This is a genomic window from uncultured Gemmiger sp. (genome assembly GCA_944388105.1).
Lineage (GTDB): Bacteria > Bacillota > Clostridia > Oscillospirales > Ruminococcaceae > Gemmiger.
In genome coordinates, this window is sequence record CALXHN010000067.1 from 1 (window position 1) to 11,493 (window position 11,493).

General features: G+C 69.0%; 11 protein-coding genes. 2 read left to right on the plus strand and 9 right to left on the minus strand.

Annotation, left to right across the window (positions count from 1 at the left end; all coding sequences use genetic code 11):
* The coding region (locus tag Q0K17_RS08095) for a M56 family metallopeptidase (RefSeq protein WP_294542013.1) at positions 1–1,695 on the plus strand (1,695 nt) is incomplete at its 5' end.
* A 13-nt stretch (positions 1,696–1,708) separates the two neighbouring features.
* A complete protein-coding gene (locus Q0K17_RS08100; RefSeq protein WP_294542016.1) occupies positions 1,709–2,101 on the plus strand; it encodes a BlaI/MecI/CopY family transcriptional regulator in 393 nt (130 codons plus the stop codon).
* 62 nt (positions 2,102–2,163) lie between these two features.
* Here Q0K17_RS08100 and Q0K17_RS08105 read toward each other — a convergent pair whose 3' ends face one another.
* The 9 genes from Q0K17_RS08105 to hypB all read right to left on the minus strand — a co-directional run.
* Positions 2,164–3,441: a hypothetical protein gene (locus Q0K17_RS08105; RefSeq protein ID WP_294542018.1), complete on the minus strand. Its 1,278-nt coding sequence runs from the start codon at positions 3,439–3,441 to the stop codon at positions 2,164–2,166.
* A 61-nt stretch (positions 3,442–3,502) separates the two neighbouring features.
* Complete coding sequence (locus tag Q0K17_RS08110) at positions 3,503–4,198, minus strand: hypothetical protein (RefSeq protein WP_294542020.1); 696 nt, start codon at positions 4,196–4,198, stop codon at positions 3,503–3,505.
* Positions 4,195–5,604: a HAMP domain-containing sensor histidine kinase gene (locus Q0K17_RS08115; protein WP_294542022.1), complete on the minus strand. Its 1,410-nt coding sequence runs from the start codon at positions 5,602–5,604 to the stop codon at positions 4,195–4,197. The genes Q0K17_RS08110 and Q0K17_RS08115 overlap by 4 nt, the downstream gene beginning before the upstream one ends.
* A complete protein-coding gene (locus tag Q0K17_RS08120) occupies positions 5,601–6,266 on the minus strand; it encodes a response regulator transcription factor (protein ID WP_294542024.1) in 666 nt (221 codons plus the stop codon). The genes Q0K17_RS08115 and Q0K17_RS08120 overlap by 4 nt, the downstream gene beginning before the upstream one ends.
* 126 nt (positions 6,267–6,392) lie before the next feature.
* A complete protein-coding gene (hypE, locus tag Q0K17_RS08125) occupies positions 6,393–7,394 on the minus strand; it encodes a hydrogenase expression/formation protein HypE (RefSeq protein ID WP_294542026.1) in 1,002 nt (333 codons plus the stop codon).
* Positions 7,395–7,416: 22 nt separating this feature from the next.
* Positions 7,417–8,532 carry a hydrogenase formation protein HypD gene (gene hypD, locus Q0K17_RS08130; RefSeq protein WP_294542028.1) on the minus strand — a complete coding sequence of 372 codons (1,116 nt, stop codon included), beginning with the start codon at positions 8,530–8,532 and terminating at the stop codon, positions 7,417–7,419.
* Positions 8,522–8,746, minus strand: a complete 225-nt coding sequence (locus Q0K17_RS08135; RefSeq protein WP_294542030.1) for a HypC/HybG/HupF family hydrogenase formation chaperone — start codon at positions 8,744–8,746, stop codon at positions 8,522–8,524. Before Q0K17_RS08135 ends, hypD begins: the two co-directional genes overlap by 11 nt.
* 33 nt (positions 8,747–8,779) lie before the next feature.
* Positions 8,780–11,017 (minus strand): carbamoyltransferase HypF, encoded by a 2,238-nt coding sequence (gene hypF, locus Q0K17_RS08140; RefSeq protein WP_294542032.1) that lies wholly within the window; start codon positions 11,015–11,017, stop codon positions 8,780–8,782.
* On the minus strand, positions 11,014–11,493 hold a 480-nt coding region (hypB, locus tag Q0K17_RS08145; RefSeq protein ID WP_294542034.1), incomplete at its 5' end, for a hydrogenase nickel incorporation protein HypB. The genes hypF and hypB, both read right to left, overlap by 4 nt.

Sequence of the window (11,493 nt, forward strand, 5' to 3'; positions counted from 1 at the left end):
TGGCGGCGTCGGGCTTTGCACGCCGCTCGTCCGGCGGAGGGCAGCTGGGCCGATGCCTGGGCCCTTGCCTGTGAAGCCGTGCCCCTGGGCCGCCCGGTGCCCCTCTGGTGTACGCCTATGGTACGGGGGCCGGTCACGGCGGGACTATGGCGGCCGGTGGTGCTGGTGCCGGAGCAGGACCCCGGGCCAGCCGCCGCCGGGATGATGTTTCTCCATGAGCGCACCCACCTGCAGCGCCGGGACCTGGCCCTGAAGGCCCTGCTGCTCCTGGCCCGGGCGCTCCACTGGTACAACCCGGCGGTGGGCTTTCTGACCCGGCGGGCTGTCCGGGACATGGAGGCTGCCTGTGACGCCCAGGTGGTGGCAGGGCGTGACGCGGTCTGGCGGGGGGCCTACGGTGAAGCCCTGCTGGCCGCGGCCCGCATGGGGAAGACCCCCGCCTTCACCACCGGATTTTCCTGGAATGGGCGGGCGCTGCGCTTCCGGTTTGCCCGCCTGTGGGACCGGGCACCCCGCCGCCGGGGTCGGCTGGCCCTGGCGGCCGTGGGGCTCTGCGGGGTGCTGGGGGTGGGGCTCATCGCCTGTACCCCCGCCGAGACCGAATCCACCGCCCCCGCTGAGACCGCCCCCGCTGTTGTGTCTACGGCCACCCCGGCGCCCACCCCCACCCCGGTGCCTGACCGCAGCGGCCGGGTGGAGCGGGACCCGGCGCTGCTCTCGGCCACCCGGACCTTGCTGACGGCCCCGGTGCCCGGGGAGCTGGAAAAGGTTTCCTACCGGCTGTACAGCGGCACCCAGCTGGGAGACCGGGTGGACCTGGCCATGGCGGACGGGGAAGGGGGCGTCAGCTTCTGGCACAGCGAGGACCGCGGCGCCAGCTACACCCAAAGCTCCCTGGACCTGACCCCGCTGCTGGGGGACGGTCCTTTCCGGGTGGCCAACTATGAGTGCCTTGCCCCGGACACCGCCTTTCTGGTGATTGCCCGGGAAGCGGAACCCACCCCCGGCTACATGACCGACGCCGATCTCTGCTTCTTGCGGAAAAACGGCGGGGACTGGCAGCTCATGGGTGAACAATCCTGTCCGGCGGACACCGACCTGGGCGGGTGGCACACCCAGCCTTTCTTCTGGATGAACGAGAATGTGGGCTTCTGGACGCCCCACACCGACTACCACGCCCTGGACCTGTGGCGGACGGTGGACGGCGGGGCCAGCTGGGAGCGGCTGGACCTTTCGGCCCTGGAATCCGACATCCCCTATACCGATATCCCCGGCCTGCACACCTGCTGGGCGGGGGCGGACCAGGAAAATCCCGGCCCCGGGCATCTGCGGGTGCACTGCAACGCCGCGGTGGGCAACGATACCACCCGGCAGATCTTCTGGCTGGTGAGTGAGGACTACGGTGAGACCTGGCAGATCCGCCCCGACGGCGAGCAGGCCACGGCCCAAGCCACGCCCGCCGCGCTGCCTGCCCTCTGCCCGCTGTGCGGCGGCCCGGTGGAGACCCGGGCGGTGGATACCCGGGAAGGCGGGCTGGAAAAGCGCCCCTGCATCCATAAGGTGTACGGGGAGGATTATATCTACCCGAATTACACCGTATACCAGGGAATTTGTACCCAATGCGGCCAGTGGCAGAGCGACACCTGGCAGGAGCCCAACGGCAGCCAGCGGCTGGTCTGCCACGGATACCAGTAAAAGGAGCATCAGCATGAAACAGCAGACCAAGCGTCTGCCCGACGCGGAACTGGAAGTGATGAAAGCCCTGTGGCAGGCACAGTCCCCCCTGACCCGGGCGGAACTGGAACAGGCCCTGGCCGCCAACGGGTGGGCGGGCACCACCCTGCTGACCCTGCTTTCCCGCCTGGAAGGCAAGGGATATGTGACCCGGGAGCGGGAAGGCCGGGGCTACCGGTACAAAGCGGCCCTGACCCGGCAGGACTACCTGCCGGTGGAGAGCCGCAGCGCCCTGGGCCGGATGTTTGCGGGCAGCGCCCGCAACCTGGTGGCGGCCATGGCCGAAAGCCACGACCTCACCGACGCCGACATCGACGAGTTGGCGGCCTACCTGGCGGAACTGAAACAGCGCCACGCCGCCGACTGAATCTTGCATAAAAAGGCAGCCGCCCCCGCCGGAAACCCCGGCAGGGGCGGTTTTTGTTTCTGTTACAGGGCCATGGGCATGGCGCAGGTGATCTCCTCATAGTTGGGGTTCCCGGCCCAGAAATCGGCCAGGGAGAGCAGCCCGATGCGGGCCTGGGCCTGTTCCACCTCCACAGTGGTGCCGTCTTCGGCCACCGAGCTCACCGGCAGATAGTTCACCGCAAAGGTGCACAGCACCTTGTCCCCCACCACGGCGGCCAGGTCCAGAGGACGCTTCAGCTCCCCGGCCATGTAGGAGAGGGGCAGGGGCGTCAGGGTGCCGGTCTCCGGGTTAAGGGCATAGCGGTCGGTGACGATGTCCGAGTCCCACCCGGTGACATTGACCAGCAGCTGGCCGTCCAGCACCGGCATCCGGCTGTCCAGATTCACCAGCTTTTCCCCCTCGCCGGTGCCCACCGTAAAGGGCCACTCCACGCTGACCTGCCCGGAACTGCCGTCGGTTTTCAGCCATCCGGCGGCGCCGCTCTCTGCCATCCACAGGATGCGGTCCCCGTCCACCGCAAAGCTGCGGGCGGGGTCGGCGTCGGTCCAGCTCATCAGGTCGGTGTAGCTGCCGTCGGTGGCGTACAGCCGCAGGTGCCGGGCCCCGGCGCCGGAAGGATCGGTCAGGTCGTAAAAGACGCAGAGGATGCCTCCGTCCACCACCCCCACCATGGTGTGGTTGGTGGTGGTGAACAGCCGCTGGGCCTCGCCGCCGGTCACCGGGATGCGGTACAGCCCGCCGGACAGGGCCTGGTTCTCCGGGTCTTCCTCGGTGACGCAGAAATACACATACGCCCCGTCCCCCATGAGCAGGGTGTCCCCCACCGAAAGGTAGGCGGTGGCGCTGCCCTCATACAGCAGCTGCCGGTCGGAACCGTCCCGGGCGGCGGTGTACAAGACCGGCCAGTAATCCGGGGAACGGGCCGCCATCATAACCAGACGGTCCTCATTGAAGATCTTCACCCCGTACAGGGTCTGGCCTTCGGGCAGGCAGGCGGTGCAGGTATCGGAATTGTGGGTGCAGGCCGGATCGGCGCACAGGGGCGCGGCGGTCAGGGTGGCGTAGTCCACATAGTTCAGCCGGGACAGCCCCGCGTCCAGGGAAGACCCGGCGGAGTAAAAGCCCTGGGCGTCCCCGGAATCCAGCACATGCAGCCCGGTGGAGGCGGTGGTTTCGGCGGCTTCCTCCCCCCGGCCGGAAGAGACCGCGGCGGTGTCGGGGGTGGTCCCGGCCGGGGCAGCTCCGCAGCCGGTGAGCAGGGCGGCGGCCAGGGCCAGACAGAACAGGCGTTGTTTCATGGGTGAACCCTCCTTGTGTTGATCTGCCCTTATTCTGACGCGGCCATGTGGCAAAGTTCTTTCAGAAGGTGGGCTGTCCTTTCCGAAGTTCCAGATACACCCAGTCCTCCCCAGAGGTGCAGAAGACGGTGGCCCGGGCTTTGGCCGAATACAGGGCAGTGGTGTCCGGGGCGTCGGTGTCCGCCGGTTCCCAGTCCCCCAGACCGTCCATCCCCAGCAGGGCCAGCCAGGCCCGCAGGCGGGTCTCGCCGTCCAGGTCCCCGCCCACCGGCAGAGAATAGAAAACATACACCCCGGTGGCGGCCTGCCGGGTCAGGTACAGTCCGGCGGTGGTGTTTTCCCCGAACCACAGCAGGCTCAGGGTCTGCTGGCTTCCGTCCGCCCCGCGGGAATATTGGTCCGGGGTCCGGGCCAGCAAGGCGTCCAGACCGGCCTTTTCCCGGTCAGAAATCGCCCCCGCCTCCGCCAGCGCCGCCAGGGGTTCAGCGGCTTCGGCGCACAGTTCGGCGGGGTCCGGCTCGGGCAGCTCGGCAGGGGCGTCCGGGTCGGTGCAGGTACTGCCGGCGTGAAGCTCGTACAGCACCGGGATGGCCCGGGCGTCCTCGTCCAGGGCCCCCGCCGTCACCGGGCGGGCGGTGACCAGCTGGGTCCGGCGGGCATCCCCCAGTCGGGCCCACAGGGCCGGCCCACCCAGCAGGGCGGCGCAGACCAAAAGCGCCCCCACCGTGGGCAAAATCCCTTGTTTGTCCCGTCTCATTCCCGTCCCTCCTTCAGACAAAGCCCCACGGTGGTGCCCCGGCCCGGTTCGCTCACAAAGGTCAGGGTGCTGCCGTGGAGGCGGGCGATCTCGGCGCACAGGCTCAGCCCCAGGCCGCTGCCTCCGGCCCGACGGGCCCGACTCTTGTCCACCATGTAAAAGGGCTCGGTGATGCGGGGCAGTTCCTGGGCCGCCATACCGCAGCCGGTGTCGGAGACGGTCAGTTCCCAGCCGTCCCCCTGTCTGCGGCAGCCCAGATGCACCGCCCCGTCCTTGGGGCCGGCGTTGGCGGCGTTGAGTACCAGATTGCGCACCAGGTCCCCCAGCAGGGACCGCTGGGCCAGCACCACCGCCTGGGGGTCACAGTCCGTGCAGATGGTGGCCGGAAAATCCTCCGGCAGGCTGCGGCGCACATCCCCGAACACCAGCCGCACCGCCACCGGGGCCAGGGTGATCTGCTCCTGTTCCAGGCCCAGCAATTGCAGCAGGCTGCGGCTCAGGGTCTCCAGCCGTCCGGCCTCGTGGTAGATGTAATCGGCAGCCTGCCGGCGTCGCTCGGCGGGCTGTTCTCCCATGCGCAGCAGGTCGGCGTACCCCAGAATGGAGGTCATGGGGGTCTTGAGTTCGTGGGTGAAGGCCGCCACGAATCGGCTCTGGCGGGCGGATTCCTGCCGCAGGGCTTCCATGCGGCTTTCCACCGCGTCGGCCATCTGGTTGAAATCCTGCCCCAGAGCGTCAAATTCCCGCTGCCCGCAGGGGAGCACCCGGCGGTCGTAGGCGCCTTCGGCCATGGAGCGGGCCGCCGTCTGCAGCGCCCGCAGGGGCCGGGTCATCCGGCGGGAGAAAAGGGCTGCCGCCGCCCCCGCCAGCACCAGGGCGGAGGTCTCCAGCAGAAAATACTGCCGCAGTTGCCGGTCCCGCTCGGCATACAGGGGGGCCACATCGTAGGCGCTCACCAGCCAGAGCCCGTCCAGGGACCCCTGCAAAGGGGAGGCCAGCAGCATGTAGCGGGCGCTGCCCTCGGCGGTGTAGGAAAGGCGCCGGGGACCGGCGGCGATGGCAGCCTGCTGGACAGCGTAGCGCACCGCCGCGGGCAGGCTGGAATAGAGGGTGGTGCCCTGTTCGTCCAGCACCGAGAAGTAGAAGGGCTGGGCCCCCACGGCGCTTTGCAGCTCTGCGGCATAGTCCAGCACCGACCGGGCGGCGGCCACGGTGTCACGGGCGCCGTCGGTGCGCAGGGCCTGTTCCAGGGCGCTGCGCTCCCGCTGGTGGAGGGCGGCGTTCTGGGTCTGGGCCCGCTGCAGGGCAAAGTCCAGGTTGCGGTCGATGGTCCACCCGCCCCCGAAGGACAGGGTCAGGCAGAGCAGCAGCAGGATGCCCAAAGTCAGTTTGCGGGAAAAGGTCATGGCGTTTCCTCCTCTTCCAGCATATAGCCCACCCGGGGCACGGTGCGGATGCGGTCGTCCCACCCCAGCTTGCGCCGCAGCCGGGACATGTGGATGTCCAGTGTGCGGTTGGATGGCTCGGCATCCATCCCCCACACCAGTTCCAGCAGGGCGCTGCGGTAGAGGGTGATGCCCCGGTTGTGCAACAGGGCCAGCAGCAGGTCAAATTCGTGGGGCGTCAGGGGTACCGGCACCCCGTTTTTGGCGGCGGTGCGGGCTTCCGGGTCCACCACCACGTCCCAGGCGCGGAGTTTCGTGTCCCGCCGTCCGGCGTGGCGCAGCACCCCCTCCACCCGGGCCAGCAGTTCGGGGGCGGCAAAGGGCTTGACAATGTAGTCGTAGGCCCCCAGTTTCAGCCCCCGCACCCGGTCGTCCACGGCGGTGCGGGCGGTGAGAAAGATCACCGGGGTGCCGGTGGGGCGGATATAGTCCATGAGTTCGAACCCGTCCACATCGGGCAGCATCACGTCCAGTAAGATCAGATCGAATTTCCGGGTCTCGATGAGGTCGGCGGCCTCGCTGCCGCTGTGGGCCTGCACGCAGGGCAGCCCGATCTGGGACAGGGTAATGGAGATGAGCTCCGCAATGGGGGCTTCGTCGTCCACCACAAGCACCGGGTACATGGTCATTCCTCCTTGTCGGGATAGGTACACCCAGTATGGGCGTGGGATGTTGCGGGAATCTTTCGGGCCGATAACAAAAAAGAGGGAACAGACCTGGGCAGGGTCCGTTTCCTCCTTGATGCAAATTCAGCAGATGCGGGGCAGCTGGGCGCCGGTGAGCTTGCCCAGGATCCGGCTGCCGCCCAGAGCGGTGTGCAGCACCACCTTGCCCGGGCGCCCGGTGCCCACGGTGCCGATGCGGCAGGCGCCTTCGCCCCCGGGCAGGGCCCGCAGGGCCCCCAGCACGGCCTCGGCATCGCCGGGGGCCACCACCGCCAGCATCCGGCCCTCACAGGCGGCGTACAGCGGGTCCAGGCCCAGCAGGTCGCAGGCGGCGGCCACCGGCTCGTCCACCGGGATGGCCTCTTCCTCCAGGTCGATGCACAGCCCGCTGCCCTCCACAAATTCGTTCAGGGTGGTGGCCACACCGCCCCGGGTGGGGTCCCGCAGGATGTGCACCTCCCCGGCTGCCAGGGCGGCGGCGCTCAGTTCATGCAGGGGGCGGCAGTCGCTGCGCAGGTCTCCTTCCACCGGCAGGTCTCCCCGGGCCATGAGCACCGCGGCGCCGTGGCAGCCTACGCTGCCGCTGACCAGCACCGCATCCCCCGGGCGCAGGGCCCGCCGGCCCAGACCGGGCGCCCGCAGTACCCCGATGCCTGCCGTGTTGATGTACAGCCCGTCGGCGCTGCCCCGTTCCACCACCTTGGTGTCCCCGGTGACGATCTGCACCCCCGCTTCCCGGGCGGTGCGGGCGATGGAATCCACCACCGTGCGCAGATCGTCCATGGGCAGGCCTTCCTCCAGAATCAGGGAAAGGCTCAGGTACAAGGGCTTGCCCCCGGCCATGCACAGGTCGTTGACGGTGCCGCACACCGCCAGCTTGCCGATATCCCCGCCCGGAAACTTCCAGGGGGTGACCACAAAACTGTCGGTGGAAAACACCGGCTGACCGCCCAGGTCGGGCAGCACGGCCCCGTCCCCCAGGTCGTTGAGGGTGGCGTTGCCGAAAGCGGGCAGCAGAATCTCGTCAATGAGCTGGGCGGTGCGCACCCCGCCGCTGCCGTAATCCATGGTAATGATCGATTGCATGGGGTTCATCTCCTAAACAAAATCAGACATCGGCGGAACGGTACTTCCAGGCCGCCGCACAGGCGCCTTCGCCGGAAACCATGCAGGGGCCCACCGGGTCCTCCGGGCGGCAGAGCCTGCCGAAGAGCGGGCACTCTTCCGGGTGCAGGAGTCCCCGGATGACCTGCCCGCACCGGCAGCCCGGAGGCTCGGTGCCCGCCCCACGGGCAAGACCGTACCGGGCGGCGGCGTCATAGCGGGCGTACGCCGGCCGCAGCACCAGGCCGCTGTCCGGGATTTCCCCCAGCCCCCGCCACAGGCTGTCCGCAGGCTGAAAGACCCTGTCCACGGCGGCCCGGGCGGCGGCGTTGCCCCCGGCGGTGACCAGCCGGACATACTCATTTTCCAAAGCCGGGGTGCCGTCGCAGACCATGCACACCATCCGCCAGACGGCGTACAGCACGTCCCCGGCCTCAAACCCGCCCACCACGGCGGGCAGGCCGTATTCCCGGGGCAGAAAGGCAAAGGCGTCCGCCCCGGTAATGGCGGCCACATGCCCGGGGCAGAGCAGGGCGTCCACCCCGCAGTCGGGGGCATTCAGCAGGGCCCGCAGGGCAGGCTCGGTGCGCTTGAGCAGGCAGAACACCGAAAAATTGTCCAGACCGTCCCCGGCGGCGTCCAGCACGCAGGCGGCGGTGCCGGGGGCGGTGGTCTCAAACCCCACCCCCAGAAACACCACCTCCCGGTCCGGGTTGGTCCGGGCCAGGTCCACCGCGTCGGCGGCGGAGTAGACGGTGCGCACATCCGCCCCTTCGGCCCGGCGGCGCAGCAGGGTATCCCCCCGCAGGCTGCCCGGTACCCGCAGCAGGTCCCCGTAGGTGGCCAGGGTCACACCGGGCCGGGCGGACAGTTCCAGGGCTGCGTCAATGTCCCCGGCGGGGGTCACGCACACCGGGCACCCGGGGCCGGAGATCAGCTCCACCCCCGGGGCCAGCAGGCTGCGCAGCCCCGCCTTGGCGATGGCCATGGTGTGGGTACCGCAGATCTCCATGATCCGCACGGGGGCACGGTCCTGGGTGCGGCGGCGGATGTCCTGTACCAGCCGCGCGGCTCCGGCGGGATTGCGGAAGGCTTTCAGCCAGGAATCCTCACAGGGCATGGATGGCCTCCTCAATGCAGGCCAGATTTTCGGCGGCCTGCTCCGGGGTGAGCTTTTCAATGGCGAAGCCTGCGTGGACCATCACATAGTCCCCCACGGCGATGTGGGGCAGAAAATCCACCCGCAGATTCTGGGTCAGTCCGGCGGCTTCCCCTACAGCGTGTTTGCCGTCTCCTTCCAGGGAGACGATCTTCAGCGGAACTGCAAGACACATGCAGCAACCCTCCTTCATATATAAAGAAACCGGTCATATCCCGGCGGCAATGGCCAGCTGGCCCAGGGCCAGCCCTTCGTCGGAAGGGGAGACCCGTTTGTGGGGGTATACGGTGTACCCGGCCTCTTCCAGAAGGGCGGTCACCCCTTCCAGCAGGGCCCGGTTGAGAAACACCCCGCCCGAAAGCACCACCGGCAGCCTGTCCGGGTTCAGGATCCGGCACTGGTCCAGGGCCATGCGGCACAGGGCCTGCTGGAACCCGGCGGCCAGTCCGGCAGCCCCGGCCCCGGCGTTTTTGCGCTGCCACAGGGCGCGGATCAGGGGCCGGGTGTCGAAAAAGCGCACCCCGTTTTCCTCGTAGAAGGCGGGGGTGTATACCTCCTCGGGGGCAGCGCCCTCGGCCAACGCTTCCAGCAAGGCGGGGGCCTGACCGTCGTACCCGGCCTGGGTGCAGCCGGTGAGCAGGGCGTACACCCCGTCAAATAGCCGCCCCATGCCGGAGGACCGGGGGCAGCGCAGGCCGCTGTCCAGCAGCGCCGCCACAGCTTCCCGGCGGGCAAAATCGGGGGCAAAGGCGGGACATCCGGCATCCCTGGCCAGGGCCAGGGCGGTGCGGCCGATCTGAGCGGTGCACACATCCCCGCCCGCCAGAGGGATGGGCCGGACCGACCCCACCCGGCGGTAAGAACGGAAATCGCCCACAAGGCATTCCCCGCCCCAGACGGTCCCGTCCTCCCCCAGGCCGGTGCCGTCCCAGACCAGACCGAACACCGGCCCGGTCAGCCGGTTGTCCGCCATGCAGGCGGCCATGTGGGCCCAGTGGTGCTGCACCTGCCGCAGGGGCAGGCCCCGTTCCCGGGCCATCTCCTGGGCCTCCCGGGTGGAGGCATAGTCCGGGTGCAGGTCGCACACCAGGGCCCGGGGCATCAGCCCGAACAGGTCCAGGGTGGTGCGCAGGGCGGTGCGGTAGTGGTCCAGCGTCTCGGCGTTTTTCAGATCGCCGATGTACTGGCTCACAAAGGCGTGACGGCCCCGTCCGGCGGCAAAGGCGCCTTTCTGTTCCGCCCCGAAGGCCAGAATCCCGGTGGCGTCCCGGTCCAGCAGGATGGGCTGGGGGGCGTACCCCCGGCTGCGGCGGAAAAAGACCGGGGCACCCCGCCAGACCATGGCCAGGGAATCGTCGCACCGGTTGGCGATGGGCCGGTCGTGGAGCAGAAACCCGTCCGCCACCCCCTGCAGCACGTCCACGGCCTCCTCGTTGTCGGTGAGCACCGGGCAGCCCGTTCGGTTGGCGCTGGTCATGACCACCAGGTCCGGCCCGCCGGAATGTCCGTCCAGCAGCAGGATGTGCAGGGGGGTATAGGGCAGCATGACCCCCAGCCGGGTGGTGGCGCTGAGCCAGCTTTGCCCGGTGGGGTCCTTTTTGTCCAGCAGCAGGATGGGCCGGCGGGGACTTTGCAGCAGGGCGGCCTCGTCCCCGGTGATCCTGCACAGCCGTCCGGCGGCGGAAAGGTCCCGGGCCATCAGGGCCAGGGGCTTGTCCGGCCGCTGCTTGCGGCGGCGCAGGCGGGCCACCGCGTCGGGGCTGTCCGCCCGACAGGCCAGGTGGATGCCTCCGGTGCCCTTCACCGCCACGATCTGTCCGGCGGCCAGGGCCCGCTGGGCCAGGACAAGGGGGTCCCCGTCCTGCACAGCTCCCCGGGCATCCCGGTACTCAGCCCGGGGCCCGCACACCGGGCAGCAGTTGGGCTGGGCATGGTAGCGGCGGCTGGTGATGTCGGCGTATTCGGCGGCGCAGTCGGGGCACATGGCAAAACTGGCCATGGTGGTGGCGGGGCGGTCGTAGGGCAGGCGGCGGATGATGGAAAACCGGGGCCCGCAGTCGGTACAATTTATAAAAGGATACCGGTACCGCCGTCCCTGCGGGTCGTTCATCTCGGCCAGACAGGCGCCGCAAGGGGCCAGGTCGGGGGAGATGAGGGTGGCCGCCGCCCCCTGGCGGCTGGGCAGGATGGCAAAGCCGGTCTCCCCGGTGGGGGCCAGCTCTTCGGTGCGGATCTCCTCGATCACCGCCAGAGGCGGCGGGGCGGTGCGCAGGGTATGCAGAAAGTCGTCCAGGGCCGGGGCGGAGCCTTCCAGCTCCAGCTCCAGGCCGGCGGCGGTGTTGCGGGCCCAGCCGTTCAGGCCCAGGCGGGCGGCCTGCCGGTGGACGAAGGGGCGGAACCCCACCCCCTGGACGATGCCCTCAATGAGAAACCGCCGCCGTGTCATGCGTCGGCAGCCAGGGCTTCCCGGATCTTGCCGGCCAGATGGGCGGCAAGATCCTCCACCCCGTCCCCGGTGCGGCTGGACACCCGGAACAGCGGGCCTTCCGGGTTCACCCCCTTGTAGTCGGCGGCGGCCCGGTCCACGTCGAAATCAAAGTAGGGGAGCATATCACACTTGTTCAGCACCAGGCAGGAGGTATCGGTGAACATCAGTGGATACTTGGCCACCTTGTCGTCCCCCTCGGGGATGCTCAGCACGGTGATGCGCAGGTTCTCCCCGATGTCGAACTCCGCCGGACAGACCAGGTTGCCGATATTTTCCACAAACAGCACGTCCAGACTGTCCAGGTCAAAGTCGGGCAGGATGTGCTGGATGCTCATGGCCTCGATGTGGCAGGCGCCGTCGGTGTTCAGCTGCACCGCCGGGATCTTCAGCGCCGCGATCTTCTCGGCGTCGATCTGCCCGGTGATGTCCCCCTC